This is a genomic window from Aeromonas sp. EU05-FHT14A05 (assembly GCF_058791175.1).
Genome location: NZ_JBYTDH010000006.1, coordinates 39,277 through 58,575, shown reverse-complemented (window position 1 = coordinate 58,575; position 19,299 = coordinate 39,277). Strand labels below are relative to the sequence as shown.

Below are 19,299 nucleotides of genomic sequence, written 5' to 3'. Positions count from 1 at the left end.
GTCTCGCGGCTCGGCTGTAATTCCAGACAATGAATGACGGCGGCCTCACACCCGGAGTTGCAGATCGGCGCCAGCGAGTTGCGCCAAGTGCCGCACGCCGGGTTGTGGCAGATGGTGCCCAAGGGGCCGCCATACATGCTCAAACCTCGGCGTTGCCATAGTTGCGCTTCATGCGCAGGGCCACATTGACCAGGGCGATCAGCACGGGCACTTCCACCAGCGGGCCTATGACGCCGGCGAAGGCCTGATCCGAACTCAAGCCAAACACGGCGATGGAGACCGCAATGGCCAGCTCGAAGTTGTTGCCGGTCGCGGTAAAGGCGATGGAGGCATTCTTGTCATAGGGAATGCCCAGCTTCTTGCCCACCAGGAAGCTGGTGAAGAACATCAACACGAAATAGACCACCAGAGGCAAGGCGACCCGCAGCACATCCATGGGCAGCTCGACTATCATCTCCCCCTTGAGGCTGAACATCAGCACGATTGTGGCCAGCAAGGCGATCAGCGTGATGGGGGAGATGGCCGGAATGAAGCGCTCGCTGTACCACTTATCCCCTTTCGCCTTGACCAGATAGTGACGGCTCAGAAAGCCTGCCAGGAAGGGAATGCCGAGATAGATCAGCACACTTTCGGCGATATCCAGCATGGTGATACCCACCGCGAAGCCCTGCAGGCCGAACAGCGGCGGCAGCACTGTGATGAACAGCCAGGCCATGAAGCTGTAGGTGAGGATCTGAAACGCGCTGTTGAGCGCCACCAGGCCAGCACCATACTCCTTGCTGCCACCGCCGAGATCGTTCCACACCAGCACCATGGCGATGCAGCGCGCCAGGCCGATCAGGATGAGGCCCACCATGTAGCCCGGCTCGTCATGCAAAAACACCAGGGCGATGACAAACATCAGGATGGGACCCACCAACCAGTTCATCACCAGTGAGAGGGTAATGGCCTGACGGTCACGGGTCATGGTGCCCATGGTGGCGTAGTTCACCTTGGCGAGCGGCGGATACATCATCAGGATGAGGCCTATGGCCAGCGGCACATTGGTGGTGCCGACCGACATAGCCTCATTCCACTGGGCCACCTGAGGGAAGAGATAACCGATCCCCACCCCGATGGCCATGGCGACGAAGATCCAGAGGGTGAGATTGCGGTCGAGGAAACGCATTTTTTTGCTGACGGGCAGGTCAGTGCAGGCGGTTGTACTCATCAAGAGACTCCCTGAGAGGATGAAACGGGCGGCTGCTGGCGGGGCAAACCGATTGAAATCAACGCCGCCAACAGAATAAAGAGGGTGGAGATCCAGAGGCAGGCCTCAAGACCGTAGAGCTGGAATACCAGCCCGGAGAGCAGGGTGCCGAGCAGGCGCCCCAGGGCATTGGCCATGTAGTAGAAGCCCACATCGAGCGATACTCCATCGGCTCCTGCATAGCTGACAATGAGGTAGCTGTGCAGGGAGGAGTTGATGGCAAACAGGGTGCCGAACACCATCAAGCCACCTACCAGGCTGATGGCCGGATGCAGATCGACATGCAGCGACAGGGCAATCAGGGCCGGGATCAGGGCCAGCACCATAGCCCAGCCCATGGCGGCCTTGCCATCGGGTACCCGCCCCTCCCGCTTGCCGGTAAAGCGCGGCGCCTGGGTCTGAACCACGCCGTAGGCGATGATCCAGAGCGCCAGGAAGCCCCCCACATACCAGTGATCCCAGCCAAAGCTGGATGCGAGGTAGACAGGCAGTGCCACCACAAACCAGACATCGCGGGCACCAAACAGGAACAGGCGGGCGGCGGAGAGGTAATTGATGGCGCGGCTCTTGGAGAAGATCTCCCTGAACTTGGGCTTGTTCTTGGCCTTGCCGAGATCCCGTTTCAGGGTCAGCATGCTGACGCCCCACACCAGCGCCAACGCCAGTGCCATAACCAGCACGGCCCCCTGAAACCCGAGCAGGGTCAGCAGGGCGCCACCGAGGAAGAAGCCCATCCCTTTCAAGGCATTCTTCGAGCCCGTCAAGAGCGCTACCCACTGGTAGAGCTGACCCTGCGCCTCTCCCGGCACCAGCAACTTGATGGAGCTCTTGGCACTCATCTTGTTGAGATCTTTGGCCACTCCCGAGAGCGCCTGCGCCCCCATCACCCAGGGCACCGTCAGCCAGAGCGGAGGCACCAGCAAGATGCCGAGCGCCAGCACCTGGAGGGCGAGGCCGATATTCATGGTGCGGTTGAGCCCGAGGCGAGCCCCGAGCCAGCCCCCCACCAGATTGGTGACCACCCCGAAGATCTCGTAGAAGAGAAACAGGGAGGCGATGGCCAATGGGCTGTAACCGAGCCCATGAAAGTAGAGCACCACCAACATGCGCAGAGCGCCATCGGTCAGGGTAAAAGCCCAGTAGTTGCCGGTCACCAGCAGATACTGGCGAGCCTCGGGGGAGAGTCGGGTCAGTACCATGGCGGGTTATCCTTGCGCCTTGTCCATTTGACCGACCATGCGCATCAGCTCGGCGGTGCGGTTGGCATAGCCCCACTCGTTGTCATACCAGGCGTAGATCTTCACCTGGGTGTCGCCCACCACCATGGTGGAGAGCGCATCTATGGTGCAGGAGCGCGGATCCGTCTTGTAATCCACCGACACCAGCGGGCGCTCTTCATAACCCATGATCCCCTTGAGCTCGTTCATGGCGGCCGCCTTGAGCAGGCCGTTGACCTCGGCTTCGGTGGTGGGACGATTCACCTCGAACACGCAGTCGGTGAGGGAGGCGTTGGCCAGCGGTACCCGCACCGCGTGACCGTTCAGCTTGCCCTTGAGCTCGGGGAAGATGTGGGTGATGGCGGTGGCAGACCCCGTGGTGGTGGGGATCAGGCTCAGGCCGCAGGCGCGGGCACGGCGCAGATCAGCATGGGGGGCATCCAGGATGGTCTGGGTGTTGGTGATGTCATGAATGGTGGTCATGGAACCGTGCCTGATGCCGAGCTGCTCGTGGATCACCTTCACCACGGGCGCCAGACAGTTGGTGGTGCAGGAGGCCGCCGTCACTATGGGGTGCTGCGCCTTGTCGTAGAGATGGTGGTTGACCCCCATGACGACGTTCAGGACACCCTCTTCCTTGACCGGCGCGGTGACCACGACGCGCTTCACCCCTTGCTCCAGATAGGCACCCAGCAGGGCCTTGGTTTTCATCTTGCCGGAGGCCTCGATCACCACATCACAGCCGGACCAGTCGGTCTGGCCTATCTCCTTGTTGCGGGTGCAGAGGATGCGCTGATTGCCGATCACCATCTCATCCCCCTCGCTGCTGGCTTCATGGTGCCAGCGGCCATGGACCGAATCGAAGGTGATGAGATGTGCCAGGGTGGCGGCATCCCCAGCCGGGTCATTGATGCGCACAAACTCCACATCCGCCCAGTCGAAGGCGGCGCGAAACGAGAGGCGGCCCATGCGGCCAAACCCGTTGATACCCACTTTGATGGTCATGCTGTTTTCCTTAACCGGCGAATGCATGGTGGTTGTTGAGGTAGTTGACGTGCGCTGCCAATGTCAGCGCCTTGGGGCGCAGCCCTTGCACCAGCGTCTTGACAGCGGTGGGGGCGTAGCCCGCCTCCAGCAGCAGGATGGCCGCCATCAGTCCGGTCCGTCCCGAACCGCCACGGCAATGAATGGCCAGGGTCTGACCTGCCGCCAGACGCGCCAGCAGCTCCGCCTTGTGGTTGGCAAAGGCTTCGGCAAACGGTGCTTCGGGGGCGCAATCGTCCTCCACCGGTAGCTGGAACCAGGCCAGTCCCAATGCCTCGCACTCGGCGGGCAAGGCATCGGCCTTGAACCGCGCCAGCTCGGCCCCCGGCATCAGGGTGATCACGGCATCCGCCCCGGCGGTTTGCAGGGTCTTGAGGGACGCTTGCAAGGAAGCCTCCCTGGTGCCGGGACAGGGGGTGAAGACAAGGCGGGCGCCGTTGTCCAGGTTCAGGATGTCAAAGGGGTGCATGATAAGCAGTGGCTCCATGTCTCGTCAGGATGGGAGGGGGAATGTGGGGCTCGGCATGCGGCGATGCCGGGCGGGCGTCAGCACGACTCGTCGCAACAGGGCGAACGCGGCTGACCATTGGCGCCCTGGGGATGGATCTCCGCCAGACCGCAGGCCTCCGGATGACCGGCGCAGCACTCCTCGGTGAGGTAGCCGATAAGGCTCAGCATCAGGGGAATGTTGGCGCGATAGCGCAAGAAACGTCCCTCCTGCTCCACCGAGAGCAGGCCCGCGTGCAGCATGGCCTTGAGGTGAAACGACAGGGTGTTGGGAGCTATGTCGAGCTCGCTGGCCAGCTGGCCGGCAACCTGCCCCTCCAGCCCGGCCTTGACCAGCAGGCGCCACACATCGAGGCGAATGCCGGATGCGAGAGACTCGAATACCTTGGTGGCTATCTCTTTGTTCATGGGACTTTCCCTTAATTCATTTCATAGATTCAACTATACAAGACACATTGAAATGATCAATGCAACCAGTCCCTTCAACGTCCCCCATGATCTGCCGCTCGCAGGGGACGGACGAGTGCGATACCAACCTTCCATCCAGATTGAGCACGCGCTCTTACGGCTCTGCCGCCCATCGATGCCTATCGGCAGTAGGGTGCTAGCCCGGCCCAGGCGATCCGCTCGGGTCATGTGCAATACACCGACACAATGGTGCTTCTGACGGGGAACTTGATAGGTGGCCTGAGATCGGCCGCGCCGACGCGGTGAAATGTAAGAAGAGAATGGCGTGGACGAAGGGATGGGAAATGAAAACTCGCAGATACAAAAAAGCCCATCTCATTCAATGAGATGGGCCGTATAGATGGCGGAGGAGGTGGGATTTGAACCCACGGATGGTCGCCCATCGCCGGTTTTCAAGACCGGTGCATTCAGCCGCTCTGCCACCCCTCCGCAGCAGTGCGACGCATATTACCCATGACGATCCCCCTTGTAAATCCCCGCCCCGTTCGTTTGCCGATTTATTGGGCTAAATGGCCAACAAACCCCGCAAATGCCACCCCAACCGTGCTTTATTCCACCGGATGGCTTGACTTGAAAACAGACTCACCCACTATAGTGACCACTACGGTATTCCCAGCAAGATGGACTTATGAGAATCACACATGCCCTGTTCGCCGCCCTGACCGGCGCGACCCTGCTTGCGGCGCCTGTGCAAGCGAGCGAGCTGACCAAGAGCGATGTCGAGCAGATAGTGCGCGACTATCTGGTCAAGAATCCGGAATTATTGGTCGAGATGTCCAATGCCCTGCGTGCCAAACAGGAGAGCCAGCAGGCCGAGAATGACAAGACGCTGATCGAGGCCCATGCCAAGCAACTCTTCGCCAACCAGGATCCCGAGAGTGGCAACCCCAAGGGCAGCCTGACTGTGGTCGAGTTCTTCGACTACAACTGCGGCTACTGCAAGCGGGCCCATCCCCTCGTCCAACAGTTGCTCGATGAAGACAAGGACATCCGCTACATCTACAAGCAGTTCCCCATCCTGAGCGAGACCTCCTACTACGCCGCCCGCGCGGCGTTGGCGGTGCAGCTCGGCCAGCCCGACAAGTTCCAGGCCTTCCACGACAAGCTGTACGCCCATCAAGGGTCGCTGGCCGACGAGGCCCAGGTGCAAGCCATCGCCAAGTCCGCCGGGGTGGACTGGAGCAAGGTCGAGGCGAAGATCAAGGATGGCAGCATAGATCAGAACCTGGGTACCAACCGGGCGCTGGCCGAAGCCATGAGCATCTCCGGCACCCCGGGGTTCATCATCGGCGACCAGATCCTGCGCGGTGCGCCACGGGATCTGGCGAGCCTCAAGGCCATCGTCAAGGACGTGCGAGCCGGCAAGAGCATTCAGTAACCCGCTCTTCTCTCGTAAAAAAACGCCCCGGCATCGCGATGCCGGGGCGTTTTGCCATTCAGGTTCCAGCCCCTCAGGCCTGATAGCCGTTCGGGTTGTTGCTTTGCCAGCGCCAGGTGTCGACCATCATCTGCGCCAGACCCCGCTCGGCCTGCCAGCCCAGCTCGTCCCGTGCCAGGGTAGGCTCGGCCCAGCACTCGGCGATGTCGCCGGGGCGACGGGGCTTGATCTGGTAGGGAATGGGGCGACCGCTGGCGGTTTCGAATGCCTTGACCATCTCCAGCACGGAATAGCCCTGACCCGTTCCCAGGTTGTAGGTGAAGACCCCGGTGTCGCCCTCGATGCGGGCCAGCGCCTTGAGGTGGCCGATGGCGAGATCCACCACGTGGATGTAGTCACGCACGCCGGTGCCGTCCGGCGTCGGGTAGTCGTTGCCAAAGACCCCCAGCTCCTTGAGCTTGCCGACGCCGACCTGGCTGATGTAGGGCAGCAGGTTGTTGGGAATGCCGTTGGGATCTTCCCCGATGAGGCCGCTCTCGTGGGCACCGACCGGGTTGAAGTAGCGCAGCAGCACTATGGCCCAGCGGGGATCGGATTTGGAGAGATCCCGCAATATCTCTTCCACCATCAGCTTGGAGCGGCCATAGGGGTTGGTGGCGCTGGTGGGGAAGTCTTCCCTCAGGGGCACCGAAGCGGGATCGCCGTAGACGGTGGCCGAGGAGCTGAACACCAGCCGGAACACGCCGGCCCTGGCCATCTCCTCGCACAGCACCAGGGTGCCGGTCACGTTGTTCTGGTAGTAGGTGAGCGGGATCTGGCTGGACTCCCCGACCGCCTTGAGGCCGGCGAAGTGGATCACAGACTCGATCTTGTGGGCGGCGAACAGCCGTTGCAGGCAGCTCCTGTCCAGAATGTCCCCCTCGACGAAGGTGACCGGCTTGCCGGTGATCCGCTCGACCCGCCTGAGGGACTCGGGGGAGGAGTTGGAGAGGTTGTCCAGTACCACCACCTGCTGGCCGGCGCCCAGCAGCTCAACCAGTGTATGGGAGCCGATGTAGCCGGCGCCGCCCGTGACCAATATTGTCATTTTTTATCCCGTGCTTTGCTGAAACTGGGTCAGAGTCTACTCGCCCTGCCCGCGCGGGAAAAGCTCGGGATACCTATGACCCCCTCAGTAGTCGAGGCCGACATCCCCCCTGGCGGTGCAGGAGCAGGCGAGCGCCACCCCGCTCTCCAGATCCTGCGCACTCAATGTCATCACGCTCTGCCGCTCTATCTCCCCCGTGGTGGTACAGCGACAGGCCCCGCACACCCCGGCGCGGCAGGCGGCCACCATGGTCTCACCCGCCCCCTCCAGCGCCGCCAGCAGGGTCTGGCCCGGCAGTATCTTCACCTTCTTGCCGCTCTTTTTCAGGGTCAGCCAGAAGTGGTCGCTGTCGGCCGCAACTGGCGCCGCACTCGATGCCGCAGCAGGCAGACCGAAGGACTCCTGATGCAGCTGCGCTGCTGGCAGTCCCAGCTCTGCCAGCATGGCGCAGACTGCCGCCATGTAGGGGGCGGGTCCGCACAGGTAGACGTGGCGGCTCAAGAGATCCGGCGCCAGTTCCCTCAGCATCTCCGGACTGAGTCGGCCCACCCAGGGATGAGCCGTCGGCGCCTGTTCCAGTATCAGTGCGTGGCGCACGCCGGCATGGGCCTCGGCCAGCGCGGCCAGCTCATCTGCGAAGATCACATCCTCTGGGGAGCGGGCGCTGTGAATAAAGCGGATATCCGCGTCCGGCCTCTTGGCCAGCTCGCCGCGCAGCATGGCCCACATGGGGGTGATGCCGGAGCCCGCGCTCAGCAGCAGCGGCCGCTCGCAGGGCAGTGCCGTCAGGTTGAAGTCACCGAAGGGGCCGTCGGCCCGGATCTGGTCCCCCAGCTGCAAGGTTTGGTGCAGGTGATGAGAGACCAGCCCCACATCCTTGATGGTGACCTGCCAGCTAGGATCCTGCGGGCTGGAGGAGAGGGTGTAGGCGCGGCACTGGGGCTCGCCGCCTATCTCGGTGTGCAGGGTCACGCACTGACCGGCCAGCACGGGGGGCAGCGTGCCCTCGGCGGCGACAAACTGCCAGCTGGTCACGTCGTGGGTCTCCGCACGACGGCCGATGCAGCGCAGGGTGAGAGAGGTGGAGGTCATCGCAAGGCTCCTCTTGTCTTGAAGCGATCGTCTTGAAAAAAAGGCGAGCCATCAGGCTCGCCAAAGGCTTACAACATGCTGAATGCATCAGGCCGCCAGGATCTCGGCAATATCCGCCTCTGCGGTCGTGGTGCCCTTGAGGCCGGACTATGTCTCCAGCACCTTGATCAGGCCGCCAGTATCTCGGCCAAGTCGGCCTCGGCCGTGGTGGTCCCTTTCAGGCCGAACTGCTCCTCCAGCACCTTGAGCAGGGCCGGGGTGAGGAAGGCCGGAGCGGTCGGGCCGGTGCGGATGTCCTTCACCCCGAGCGCCAGCAGGGTGAGCAGGATGACGATGGCTTTTTGCTCGAACCAGGAGAGCACCAGGGTCAGCGGCAGATCGTTGACGCCGCACTCGAATGCCTCGGAGAGCGCCAGGGCGAGCTGGATGGCGGAGTAGGCGTCGTTGCACTGGCCCACGTCCAGCAGGCGCGGAATGCCGCCGATGTCGCCAAAGTCGAGCTTGTTGAACTTGTACTTGCCGCAGCCCAGGGTGAGCAGCAGGCTGTCCTGCGGTATCCCCTTGGCGAACTCGGTGTAGTAGGCGCGCTCGGCACGGTCGCCATCACAGCCCCCCACCAGGAAGAAGTGGCTGATCTCGCCGGCCTTGACCTTCTCGATCACCGCGGGGGCCGCCTGCATCAGGGCGTTGCGGGCGAAGCCTATGGTGATGAAGTGCTCCAGCTCAACGTGCTTGAACCCTTCCAGCGCCTGCGCCTTGGCGATCACGGCGGAGAAATCTTCTCCTTCCAGGTGGGTCACGCCCGGCCAGCCGACGATGGAGCGGGTGAAGATGCGGTCGCTGTAGTTGCCGACGTTAGGGTCGATGATGCAGTTGGAGGTCATCACCACGACGCCGGGGAAGTTCGCAAACTCCTTCTGCTGGTTCTGCCAGGCGGAGCCGTAGTTGCCCACCAGGTGCGGGTACTGCTTGAAGAAGGGGTAGGCCAGGGCCGGCAGCATCTCGCCATGGGTGTAGACCTTGATGCCGGTGCCTTTGGTCTGCTCCAGGATGAGCTTGAGATCCACCATGTCGTGGCCGGAGACCAGGATGCACTTGCCCGGCACCGGAGTGACGCGCACCTGGGTCGGCTCGGGGTGGCCAAACGCCGTGGTTTCGCCGAGATCCAGCATCTCCATGATGCGGAAGTTGAGCAGGCCTATCTCCATGGCGCACTTGAACAGGGGATCCAGATCGCTGGGATCCGTACCGAGCCAACTCATGATGCGGTGGAATTCGGCGGCTACCCCGGCATCCTGCTGATCCAGCACCCGGGCGTGCTCCATATAGGCGGCGGCACCCTTGAGGCCGTAGAGGCAGAGCAGACGCAGCCCCATGATGTCTTCGTTGACCTCGCTCTTGCCGCGATTGACCGCGGTCTGGGGCGCATGGGCCAGCTGTTCCAGCAGCTCGCTGCCCGGCTCGAAGCGGGCGGCGGCGGGCAGATCGCTTACCTGCACCGCCAGCGGTGCCAGCTTGGCGACCAGCTGCTTGCGATAGGCCATCGCCTGATTCACATAGCCGACGATCCGCGCCGAGTCGAAGTTGACGTTGGTGAGGGTGGCGAAGAAGGCCTTGGGCACGAAGGCGTCGATCTCGTCATCGATCATGCCGTGCTCGCGGGCGGCCAGCGCCCAGGCGCTGAGACCCTGCAACGCATAGATCAGCACATCCTGCAGATCCGAGGTTTCCGCCGTCTTGCCGCACATACCTTGTGCGTAAGCGCAGCCATTGCCTGCGGGGGTACGAATTGTCTGTTCACATTGCACACAAAACATCATGCCTCTCCTAATTGGACATTTCAGTTGTTTGTTTTGTGGCGATTCTATTCCCCTCGGGAAAAACTTAATAGGCATTCAATTTACCAATTAAGTTTTCATTGATGCAGATCAAAAACAAAAAAGCCGCCCAGAGAGGGCGGCAAGCGGGTGGATAACATCAAAGACAATTCAGGATTGCAGCAACAGGGGATGGCGGAACGATCGGGCCGGCACCACTCGTGGCATCCGGCCCTGACTTCATCAGGCCAGATAGGCCCGCAGCATCCAGACCAGTTTCTCCTGCTGCTGCACATAGTCGGAGAGGATGGAGGCGGTACCCTCGTCACCGGCCTCGGCGGCCTGCCCCAGGATGCGGCGCTGGGCCACCAGCAACTCGCGGAAGCTCTCCAGCAGGGATTCGACGCAGGCACGGCCGTCGTGCAGCCCCTTCTGCTCGGGGATGGCGGAGATCTTGATGTAGTCGCTGAAGCTGTGCAGGGGCACCCCATCCAGGGTGAGGATGCGCTCGGCCAGAGCATCTACTTTCAACAGCAGATCGTTGTAGATCTCTTCGAATTTCAGGTGCAGCTCGAAGAACTGGTTGCCGCGGATGTTCCAGTGGAAACCACGGACGTTCATGTAGAGGATCTGGTAGCTGGCCAGCAACTTGTTCAGCTCGGCGGCCAGGGCTTGTGATTGAACGGTATCAAGACCAATGGGGCTCTTCATCATTCACCTCCAGGTGGTAAACATTATTGGGAACGGAGTCAGCATATCCCCGCACAGACTCAAAGGACAATTGCTTGTACCTTGCCCATTGATAGCGACTGGCTATCGTCAGAAGGAAAAACACCCGATCTCATCGCTCAAGCCGCTCGATATAGAGGATCACCTCCCCCAGATGAATGCCGAACTTGCTGATCTTCGCGCGATTGATCAGGCGATCTTCATCTAGCAGATACATCCAGTCATCGAAGCTCACCCGCACCACCTCCCCCTCCGGCAGGGCCAGATCGAGTTGATAGCGCCAGTTGAGGGCAAACCCTTGGGTTTTACCCACCGCCTCCCCCACCACGTCCGAGGCGGTGCCGCGCCAGTGACCATCCACCCCCTTGCTCAGAAACCAGGTGCGGGTCTGCTGGCGGCCATCATCGAAATAGAACTGCTCGAACAGCTCCCCCTTGCCTTCTCGCCAGCGCCCCTGCATCTCGACCCGAAAGCGACTGGTCACTTCGCCGCTACGGTCTGTCACCAGGCCATGGGCCACCAGCTTGCCATTGAAGAAACGGGCGAGATCCCAGTTCGGGCCCTGCCCTCTATAGTCATCGAGGCTGGCGCCACAAGCTGCCAGCAGCAGAAGTGGCCACAGCAGCAGCAGGCGCCATGTGCGGTAGAGAGGCATGCGGGACTCCAGTATCAGGGTTGGCCGCGCAGGCGGCGGGTAAGGGCGGGATCGCGACTGTTGTCGGCGAGCCAGATGGCCAGAAAGGCGGCAGAAAACTGGGGATCGGCAAGGGAACCCAGGGGCTTGTCCTGCCACCAGAAGTGACCGGCTCCCGCACTGTCCACATAGAAGGTGAGTCTGTCCCCCGCCCCGACATCGGGCCAGAGGGCGGCGAGCCGGCCGAGCCAGCGCTCGCGATCCGTCTCGCTGCCAAGGCCAAGCCGCTGCCACTCGGCGGCGGTGGCGCTCAGCAGATCTTCCCGCTCTATGGCTCTGGCATAGGTGAGGGTCAGGGCCTGCGGATAGCGACCCGGCTCGTAGCGTCCACTCGCGCTGTAGAGGGTGGCGTCATAGAGCTTGAACCAGAGCCAGCTCATCTCCCCCTGCCCGACCGGGCGCAGTTGTTGCCAGGGGGCGGCAGAGGCCTGCACGGCAGTGGCAAACAGCAGCGTCAGCGCCGCCAGCAAGGTGCTAGCTCCACCCCATGTGCCAGTGGGCGGGATCTTCCAGTTCATGCCAGTCCATCTCCTGTTCCTGCAGGGTATTGATATCCTGCATCACCACGCTCGCCAGTTGACCTCGCGCATCCCGCTGGCAGGCCACCACCAGGTAGAAGCGGTCGGCCAGCTCGTACTGGCTCTCCTTGGTCCATTTGGAAAATAACAAGGCGTCGGTCGAAAAGGTGTTCATCTCGGCTCACCCTCCAGCGTCACCGTTACCCACAGCAGTACGGGTAACCACCCCATCCAGATCACCGCCAGCAGCGCCGTGCTGATCCAGATGCCCCAGGGTAAGTGTACGGCCCCCATGGCAGCCCCCGCCACATAGGAGCTCGCCCCTCCCACCATGCCAAACAGCGCCTGCTGCCAGCGCGGCAAGGGCCTAAGCCAGCGCAGACCGTGGGAGAGGGTCAGGGCAAAACCGCACCAGAGCAGCAACAGCCAGAGCGGGAAACCGGCCGGAAACTGGAACAGGCCGAGCCGCCAGAGCAGGATGTCGAGCAGACAGCCTGCCAGGGCGACGGGTATGAGCCGCCAGTCATACCGACGGCGGGGGGAGAAGAGAAAATGGAGCAACAACATCAGCAGCAGCGGGCCAGGTTGCTGCCATTTCACCGCCAGCAACCAGTAGAGGTTGAATCCCAGCAGGTGGGCCCACTGCCACATGGTCAGTGACCGCTCACTGGCAGATCACCGGACCAGCCAAGCGGGCCCGGCTTGGCCGCCTCCAGCTGCACCAGGCTGATGGCCCGCTCCCAGAAGCCCCCCTCGCAATAGGCAAAATAGAAGTGCCACAGCCGGATGAAGTCCTGGCTGTAGCCGAGCCTCGGCAGCTCGGGGGCCAGCGCCAGGAAGCGCTCGCACCAGTGGGCCAGGGTGCGGGCGTAGTGGTGGCCGTGATCGTGCAGCCGCACCAGCTGCATGTCGGTCTCCCGGGCGAGCAGCCCCGCCATCTGGGAGACGCTCGGCAGGCAGCCGCCGGGGAAGATGTAGCGCTGGATGAAGTCGACCCCGCGCAGATACTGGGCATGGCGCTGATCGGCTATGGTGATGGCCTGGATCAGCAGGCGGCCGCCGGGTCTGAGCAGGCGCGACAGCTGACGGAAGTAGTCCGGCAGGAAGGCGTGCCCCACCGCCTCTATCATCTCGATGGAGACCAGCTTGTCGAAGCGACCCTCCAGCTTGCGGTAATCCTCCAGCAGCAAGGTGATGCGATCCCCCAGCCCCTCCCGGGCAATCCACTCTTTTGCGTAATCATGCTGGGCCTGGGAGATAGTCGTAGTGGTCACCCGGCAGCCGTAATGGCGGGCGGCATAGACAGCCAGGCCGCCCCAGCCGGTGCCTATCTCCAGCAGGTGATCCTCCGGTCCCAGCTCGAGCCGCTCGCAGATGGTGCGCAGCTTGGCCTGCTGCCCCTGCTCCAGGGTGGCCTCGGCGCTCGGGTAGATGGCGCTCGAATACTGCATGTGGCTGTCGAGGAAGCCCTGATAGAGGGCGTTGCCGAGATCATAGTGGGCGGCAATATTGGATCTCGACCCGGTCAGGGTGTTGCGGCTGCGCCAATGACGCACCTTGTTGAAGGGGAAGCTGAGCCAGCCGAGTCGCCGCTCCAGGGTGTCGAGCAGCGGTAGGTTGCGCGCCAGCAGCCGCACCAGGGCCACCGGATCCGGGCTGGTCCAGAGCCCCTCCACCCAGGTTTCACCGGCGGCTATGCTGCCCCCCAGCAGCAGGCGGCGATAGAAGGCGGGATCCTGCACCACCACCTCGGCGTGCAGGTCAGTGCCCGCCACCCCGAAGCTGTGGCGCTCGTTGCCGTCCCGCAGCAGCAGTTGCCCCTGTTCGAGGCGTCCCAGCAGAGTGAGCAGCAGTTGCCTGGCCCCCTTGTCGATGAAAGAGGCAGAGAGGGTTGATTGAGCAAGTTCCATTAGCGGCTCTCCGGATGGCTAAAAATGGGAGTTCGTTTGATAAAAAGACGCAGGGCCTGCCAGTAGATCCCGAGCAGCACCTTGAGGGTCATCCAGGGCCAGCGGACGAGCAGGGCCGCGAGCCCAGGGCGCGACAGCGGCTCGCGGCGCAGCGCCAGGGTGGCGTCGAACAGCTTGGCCTCGCCGGATCTGGGATGACTCTCGATATGGATCAGCGTCTCCTCTTCGGGCGGGCGGATGCGCCAGTGATAGCGCATGGCCAGCCCCATGAAGGGGGAGACGTGAAAGTCCTTGTCGTGGGGCGCCAGGGCCGCCAGATCCAGCAGATAGTAGTGGCGCTCGTTCCAGGGGGTGTTCGACACCTCCGCCAGCAGATAGCGCGCCTCCCCCTCCCGGTAGCAGAAGTAGAAGTTGACCGGGCTGAAGTAGAAACCCAGGCAGCGCACGTTGCCGAGCAGCAGCACCCGGCCGTCCGGCTCGGCGTCGCCGCCAAGGTCGCTCACCTTGTCCCACACCGCCTGCTTGAGGCTGCCCTCGCCGCCACCCAGATAGTCGCTGCGGCGAAAGGAGAGCAGCCCCGCCCGCTCCACGCCGAACCAGCGTCCCTGGCTGAGCTCCGGCAGCTCGTCCAGATCCAGCCCCAACATGAAGAGGCCATAAGAGAAGGCGTGGCTGCGCGGCGCGAAGCGACGGTGGCGCACCGAGCCCTGCCAGATGGCGCTGATGGTGTCCATGGTGTCGCCGGCGGCCTTCACAGGCTGGCTCCGAAGCGACTGGCCACGTCCAGGGCGCTGCGCACCCCGTCCTCGTGAAAGCCGTTGTACCAGTAGGCGCCGCAGAAGTGGGTGTGCTGCCGGCCGCAGATCTCGGCCCGCCGCTGCTGGGCGGCGATGGAGGCCTGATTGAAGACCGGATGATGATAGACGAATCGGCGCAGCACCTTGCTCTCGTCCACCCGGCCCTGGGGATTGAGGCTGACGCAGAAGGGGTGCGGCGAGCTTATCCCCTGCAGGATGTTCATGTTGTAGCTCACCAGGGGGCGCGCCTCGTCGTCGTCCCCGAGCTGATAGTTCCAGCTGGCCCAGGCCTTTGGTCGGAGCGGCAGGCAGCTCGCATCGGTGTGAAGCCAGACGTCGTTGGCCTGATAGGCCATGGCACCGAGAATGGCCTGCTCCCCTTCGCTCGCATCCGTCAGCAGGGCCAGGGCCTGATCGCTGTGACAGGCGAGGATCACCTCGTCAAAGTGCTCCTCCCCGTAGCCGCTTCGGACCAGCACCCCCTCGGCCGTGCGCCTTATCCCCTGCACCGGGCAGGCCAGCCGGATCCGCGGCAGCCAGCCTGCGGTGAGCGGGCCTATGTATTCCCGCGAGCCGCCCGGAATGACGTACCACTGGGGACGATTGGCCACATCCAGCAGGCCGTGGTTGGCAAAGAAACGCAGGAAGAAGCCCAGCGGAAAGGCGCGCATGTCCGCCAGGGTGGAGGACCAGATGGCCGCCCCCATGGGCAGTATGTAGTGGCGGGCGAAGTAGTCGCTGAACTCCCCCAGTTGCAGGAAGTCCCCCAGGGTAGGTTCGCTGCCACCGCCGTGGCGCCCAAGCTCCGCCAGCCAGGCGCGGGCCTCCCGGTTGAAGCGCAGTATCTCGGCGACGAAGCGGTAGAAGCGCGGGCTCAGCAGGTTGCTGCGCTGGGCAAACAGGGTATCCAGATTGTGGCCGTTGTACTCCAGCCCCTGGGGGCTCTTGACCGAGAAGCTCATCTCGGTGGGCTGGCGCGCCACCCCGATCCGCTCCAGCAGTTTCAGGAAATTCGGGTAGGTGCGATCGTTGAAGACGATAAAGCCGGTGTCGATGGCATAGCTGCGACCGGCCAGGCTGACATCCACGGTGGCGGTATGTCCGCCGAGCAGGGGGGCCGCCTCGAACAAGGTGATGTCGTGCCGCTTGTGGAGCAGAAAACCGGCGCTGAGACCCGAGATCCCGGAACCTATGATGGCGATCTTTTTCTTCATGAAGGGGATCCTTTCGAGATGAGGGTGCGCCCCAGCCGCAGCCAGAGCCCCGTCGGCAGAGCCCCCAGCAGGCGCAGCAGCCAGATGAAGCGACGGGGGAAGTGGATCTGGTGGCGACCGGCAGCCAGCCCGCCCATGATGGCGCGGGATGCCTCCTCCACCGTCACCAGACAGGGCATGGGAAAATCATTCTTCGCGGTGAGCGGCGTTTGCACGAAGCCCGGGCGGATCAGGGTGACCCCTATCCCCTTGCTGGCGAGATCGAGGCGCAGGGTATGGGCCAGATAATCGAGGGCCGCCTTGGAGGCGCCATAGGCCTCGGCCCTTGGCAGGGGCAGCCAGCTCACCGAGGAGCTGACGATGGCGAGCCGCGACCCGGACGCCAGCCGTGGCAGAAAGGCGGCCAGGGCGTGGCCGGTGGCGATGAGGTTGGTCTCGATCACCCGAGCAAACAGCGCGCTGTCAAATCCCTCGGCGACATCCATGTACTCGCAGTTGCCGGCGTTGAGGATCACCAGATCCAGCGTGGGCAGGCCGGCGGCGACCTCTGCCAGGGCGGCGCTGTCCGGTGCATCGAACTGCAGGGGAGTGATGCCGTGAAGCCCCAGCTCCTGCAGTCGCTCGCCGTCGCGGCCACAGCCCCACACCTGCCAGCCAGCGCGCCGATAATCGAGCGCCAACTGGCGACCTATGCCGGAGGTGGCCCCGGTGATCAGCACGCGTCCGCTCATGCTCCCAGCCTCCCCTTGATGGCGCGCACCACGGGCCCGAGCAGCGGCAACTGCTCGTAGAGCATGGCGCCGAGATCGAAGTAGTCCCGGTGCAGGCAGATCTTGCCCCAGGCATCGAACTGCAGCCGGGTGGCGCCCTCGACCCGCACGGGCCGACCACCGGCGATCCTGGGGTGGGCGAAGATCATGACCCAGCTGAGCCAGGCTTCATTGCCCTGCTGCTGCTGGCTGGTGATCTCGAAGCGGCACTCCTTGAGCCGCCCGTAGAGGGAGGAGAAATAGCGGGTGAGCGCGGCCAGCCCCTCGATGCGGTGGGCCGGATCGATGAACACCACCTGCTCGGCATAGATCTCCGGCAGGCGGTGCAGCTGGTGCTTGTCCAGTTGCAGATAGAGGACGATGAAATGAGCCAGCGCGTCGTTCATGTTATTGCTTCTCCAGGTCACGGAACATCTCGATGGCCCTCACCCGTGCAACGGCATGATCCACCATGGGCGCCGGGTAGTCCTGCCGCCCCTTGAGCCGCAACCAGTCGTGAGGCTGGTGCACATGGGTGGCAGGCAGATCGGCAAGCTCAGATACCCAGGTACGGATAAACTCCCCTTGTGGATCAAATCGTTGCCCCTGAGTCGTCGGGTTGAACACCCGAAAGTAGGGGGCCGCATCGGCGCCTGTGCCCGCCGCCCACTGCCAGCCGCCATTGTTGGCCGCCAGATCCCCGTCGATGAGCCTGCTCATGAAGTAATCCTCCCCGAGCCGCCAGTGGATATGCAGATCCTTGGTCAGGAAACTCGCCACTATCATCCGCAGCCGGTTGTGCATCCAGCCGGTGGCGTTGAGACAGCGCATGGCGGCGTCGACTATGGGGTAGCCGGTGCGCCCCTCGCACCAGGCGGTAAACGCATCCGGGTCCCAGCTCCAGGGCAGGGCCGCCGTCTCCGGCTTGAAAGGGCGATTCATCGAGAGGGTCGGGATCAGTACCAGCAGGTGGCGATAGAACTCGCGCCAGATGAGTTCATTGAGCCAGACGAAACCGGGCTGCGCCTTGGACTGGGGCCGGCCGCCGAGCCGCTGCTGCAAGGCCGCCACGCACTGACGGGGGCTGACGATGCCCGCAGCCAGATAGGGGGAGAGGATGGAGGTACCCGCCAGCGCCGGAAAATCCCGGGTCTCGCCGTAGTCCAGCACCCCCTGCTCCAGGAAGGCGTGCAGCCGCCGCAGGGCCTCGGCCTCCCCCACCGGCCAGCGGGGATCCGGGGTCAGCTCCCCGAGTCCCTCATCGACAAAGGCCTGCTCGGCGAGCGGCTGCCAGGGCAGGGAGTCGCCCCGGGGCGACGGGGCTCTGTGGATGACGAAGCCATCCTCATCCAGCGCCTTGAGCCAGGCGCGGCTGAAGGGGGTGAAGACCTTGAACATCTCCCTCCCGCCGGTCAGCACCCGCCCGGGGGGCAGCACGCAGCAGCCGTTGAGCCAGTGGCAACCCACCTCCTGCTCTGCCAGCGCGGCGGTGACGCCATGGTCCCTGCGCTGTTCGTCCAGCTCGATGGCCTGATTGGCGTAGAGCTGGCTCACCCCGAGCTCGCGGCAGAGGTCAGCCAGCGCCGCAGGCACCTCGGCAAAAGTCTCGACCCGCAGCAGATGAAGTTCTATGCCGAGGGCCGCCAGCTCACGGCCCAGCGCATCCACCTGGGCCAGGATGAAGCGCTGGCGGATGGGGGCCATCTTGTGCTGCCGCCACTGGGTGGGGGAGATGATGAAGAGTGCGGCGACCGGCTCATCGCTGGCGCAGCCATGACGCAAGGCCGGGTTGTCGGAAAGGCGCAAGTCATTGCGAAACCAGACCAGCCTCATGATCTCTTGCTCCCGCGCCCGCTCAAGCCACGGGCGGCAGGCTTGTCCGCCATCACCTCGGCCAGGGTCGCCCGCCAGCCGTGAGCGGCCAGCCAGTCAGCGTCATAGAGTCGCCCCAGCTCGCCAAAGAGCCGGGTACCGGCAGGCCAGTCGGCGGCCAGCGCAGGCTTGCCAAGGCCGGCCCCCAGCAGCACCCGCCAGGGGGTGAGGGCTCGCCCCTCCAGCAGGGCGACGTGGCGCGGCTCCACCGCCCCCAGCAACTGCACCTCATAGCCCTGACCTATCAGCTCGTAGGCCGCCCAGACCAGATCGAGAGGGCCCACCTGACCCCAGCTCGCCAGGGTGACCGGCAGCCCCTTCTCCTGCTCGATGAGGTGGCGGGCGAAGCGGGTATGGAGCCAGCCCAGCCACACCTGTTGCAGCAGCTCGCCATCCGGCCGCTCGCGCCACAGCCCCAGCAGCCGCTCCACCAGCGGTTGCAGCACCCGGCTGCGCACCAGCTCGAAGGGGTAGCTCGCCAGCAGGTCGTTAAGCTCGGCCTCCGCCTTGCGCTGATTGAAGGCGAGCAGCGCCTGGCTGAACTTCTCCAGGGTCTGCTGCCAGTGATCGCTCACCGGCTGGGACTGGGGCTCGCTCAGCAATCCCTTGACCTGGCCTATGCTCACCCCCCGCTCAAGCCAGCTCAGGATCTCGCCTATCTGGCGGATATCCTGCTCGCTGTAGAGGCGGTGCCCCTTGTCGGTGCGGGCGGGCTGCACCAGGCCGTAGCGGCGCTGCCAGGCGCGCAGGGTGACGGCATTGACGCCGGTGAGGCGGGAGACCTCGCGAATGGGGTAGATCCCCTCGTCCGGCTTGGCGGCATCATCTTGTGGTACATCAGACATGGTGACTTCCATTCAACAGGGTATGGGCGCCCCGAGCCCAGAGGCTGCGTCGGGGCACAAGCGAATTCAGAGCCCGTCACGCAGCTTGCGCGTATCGGGGTGCGGCTCTGGA

General features: G+C 63.7%; 21 protein-coding genes and 1 tRNA gene. 1 reads left to right on the top strand and 21 read right to left on the bottom strand.

What is annotated here, in order from left to right:
- Positions 1-139: 139 nt before the first annotated feature.
- The 6 genes from arsB to AC3WR3_RS10640 form a co-directional block, all read right to left on the bottom strand.
- Positions 140-1,210 (bottom strand): ACR3 family arsenite efflux transporter, encoded by a 1,071-nt coding sequence (gene arsB / locus AC3WR3_RS10665; protein ID WP_492291840.1) that lies wholly within the window; start codon positions 1,208-1,210, stop codon positions 140-142.
- A complete protein-coding gene (arsJ, locus tag AC3WR3_RS10660; RefSeq protein WP_492291839.1) occupies positions 1,210-2,448 on the bottom strand; it encodes an organoarsenical effux MFS transporter ArsJ in 1,239 nt (412 codons plus the stop codon). The genes arsB and arsJ overlap by 1 nt, the downstream gene beginning before the upstream one ends.
- A 6-nt stretch (positions 2,449-2,454) precedes the next feature.
- Positions 2,455-3,471, bottom strand: a complete 1,017-nt coding sequence (locus tag AC3WR3_RS10655; protein ID WP_492291838.1) for an ArsJ-associated glyceraldehyde-3-phosphate dehydrogenase — start codon at positions 3,469-3,471, stop codon at positions 2,455-2,457.
- 10 nt (positions 3,472-3,481) lie between these two features.
- Positions 3,482-3,979 carry a phosphatase domain-containing protein gene (locus AC3WR3_RS10650; RefSeq protein WP_492291837.1) on the bottom strand — a complete coding sequence of 166 codons (498 nt, stop codon included), beginning with the start codon at positions 3,977-3,979 and terminating at the stop codon, positions 3,482-3,484.
- 77 nt (positions 3,980-4,056) lie between these two features.
- Positions 4,057-4,425 carry an ArsR/SmtB family transcription factor gene (locus AC3WR3_RS10645; RefSeq protein ID WP_404836998.1) on the bottom strand — a complete coding sequence of 123 codons (369 nt, stop codon included), beginning with the start codon at positions 4,423-4,425 and terminating at the stop codon, positions 4,057-4,059.
- Positions 4,426-4,826: 401 nt separating this feature from the next.
- Positions 4,827-4,914: transfer RNA gene (locus tag AC3WR3_RS10640), tRNA-Ser, on the bottom strand.
- Positions 4,915-5,113: 199 nt separating this feature from the next.
- Between AC3WR3_RS10640 and AC3WR3_RS10635 the strand changes: the two genes are divergently transcribed.
- Positions 5,114-5,863, top strand: a complete 750-nt coding sequence (locus AC3WR3_RS10635) for a DsbA family protein (protein ID WP_492291836.1) — start codon at positions 5,114-5,116, stop codon at positions 5,861-5,863.
- Positions 5,864-5,936: 73 nt separating this feature from the next.
- On the opposite strand, the gene galE is transcribed toward AC3WR3_RS10635, so the two are convergent.
- From galE to AC3WR3_RS10560, 15 genes are all read right to left on the bottom strand, one after another.
- Complete coding sequence (gene galE / locus AC3WR3_RS10630) at positions 5,937-6,950, bottom strand: UDP-glucose 4-epimerase GalE (protein WP_492291835.1); 1,014 nt, start codon at positions 6,948-6,950, stop codon at positions 5,937-5,939.
- A gap of 84 nt (positions 6,951-7,034) precedes the next feature.
- Positions 7,035-8,042 carry an FAD-binding oxidoreductase gene (locus AC3WR3_RS10625; protein WP_492291834.1) on the bottom strand — a complete coding sequence of 336 codons (1,008 nt, stop codon included), beginning with the start codon at positions 8,040-8,042 and terminating at the stop codon, positions 7,035-7,037.
- A 167-nt stretch (positions 8,043-8,209) separates the two neighbouring features.
- Positions 8,210-9,859: a hydroxylamine reductase gene (hcp, locus tag AC3WR3_RS10620; RefSeq protein WP_492291833.1), complete on the bottom strand. Its 1,650-nt coding sequence runs from the start codon at positions 9,857-9,859 to the stop codon at positions 8,210-8,212.
- Positions 9,860-10,102: 243 nt separating this feature from the next.
- A complete protein-coding gene (locus AC3WR3_RS10615) occupies positions 10,103-10,570 on the bottom strand; it encodes a Dps family protein (protein WP_319913127.1) in 468 nt (155 codons plus the stop codon).
- Between the two features lie 130 nt (positions 10,571-10,700).
- Positions 10,701-11,243: a DUF3833 domain-containing protein gene (locus AC3WR3_RS10610; RefSeq protein WP_492291832.1), complete on the bottom strand. Its 543-nt coding sequence runs from the start codon at positions 11,241-11,243 to the stop codon at positions 10,701-10,703.
- A gap of 14 nt (positions 11,244-11,257) precedes the next feature.
- Positions 11,258-11,800: a chalcone isomerase family protein gene (locus AC3WR3_RS10605; protein ID WP_202046973.1), complete on the bottom strand. Its 543-nt coding sequence runs from the start codon at positions 11,798-11,800 to the stop codon at positions 11,258-11,260.
- Entirely contained in the window at positions 11,757-11,975 is a 219-nt protein-coding gene (locus AC3WR3_RS10600) for a TIGR02450 family Trp-rich protein (protein WP_247627103.1), read from the bottom strand. The genes AC3WR3_RS10605 and AC3WR3_RS10600 overlap by 44 nt, the downstream gene beginning before the upstream one ends.
- Complete coding sequence (locus tag AC3WR3_RS10595; RefSeq protein WP_268433568.1) at positions 11,972-12,451, bottom strand: DUF2878 domain-containing protein; 480 nt, start codon at positions 12,449-12,451, stop codon at positions 11,972-11,974. The genes AC3WR3_RS10600 and AC3WR3_RS10595 overlap by 4 nt, the downstream gene beginning before the upstream one ends.
- 2 nt (positions 12,452-12,453) lie before the next feature.
- Positions 12,454-13,710, bottom strand: a complete 1,257-nt coding sequence (locus AC3WR3_RS10590) for a class I SAM-dependent methyltransferase (protein ID WP_492291831.1) — start codon at positions 13,708-13,710, stop codon at positions 12,454-12,456.
- Positions 13,710-14,444, bottom strand: coding sequence for a DUF1365 domain-containing protein (locus AC3WR3_RS10585; RefSeq protein ID WP_492291905.1), 735 nt, complete (start codon positions 14,442-14,444; stop codon positions 13,710-13,712). Before AC3WR3_RS10585 ends, AC3WR3_RS10590 begins: the two co-directional genes overlap by 1 nt.
- A gap of 17 nt (positions 14,445-14,461) precedes the next feature.
- Complete coding sequence (locus tag AC3WR3_RS10580; protein ID WP_492291830.1) at positions 14,462-15,721, bottom strand: NAD(P)/FAD-dependent oxidoreductase; 1,260 nt, start codon at positions 15,719-15,721, stop codon at positions 14,462-14,464.
- On the bottom strand, positions 15,718-16,452 hold the full coding sequence (locus AC3WR3_RS10575) for an SDR family NAD(P)-dependent oxidoreductase (protein WP_492291829.1): 735 nt from the start codon (positions 16,450-16,452) through the stop codon (positions 15,718-15,720). The genes AC3WR3_RS10580 and AC3WR3_RS10575 overlap by 4 nt, the downstream gene beginning before the upstream one ends.
- Positions 16,449-16,877 (bottom strand): nuclear transport factor 2 family protein, encoded by a 429-nt coding sequence (locus AC3WR3_RS10570; RefSeq protein WP_265435759.1) that lies wholly within the window; start codon positions 16,875-16,877, stop codon positions 16,449-16,451. Before AC3WR3_RS10570 ends, AC3WR3_RS10575 begins: the two co-directional genes overlap by 4 nt.
- A 1-nt stretch (position 16,878) precedes the next feature.
- The gene (phrB, locus tag AC3WR3_RS10565; protein ID WP_492291828.1) at positions 16,879-18,303 is read right to left on the bottom strand and encodes a deoxyribodipyrimidine photo-lyase; all 1,425 of its coding nucleotides are present in this window, start codon (positions 18,301-18,303) and stop codon (positions 16,879-16,881) included.
- A complete protein-coding gene (locus AC3WR3_RS10560) occupies positions 18,300-19,187 on the bottom strand; it encodes a MerR family transcriptional regulator (protein ID WP_492291827.1) in 888 nt (295 codons plus the stop codon). The genes phrB and AC3WR3_RS10560 overlap by 4 nt, the downstream gene beginning before the upstream one ends.
- Positions 19,188-19,299: the final 112 nt, after the last annotated feature.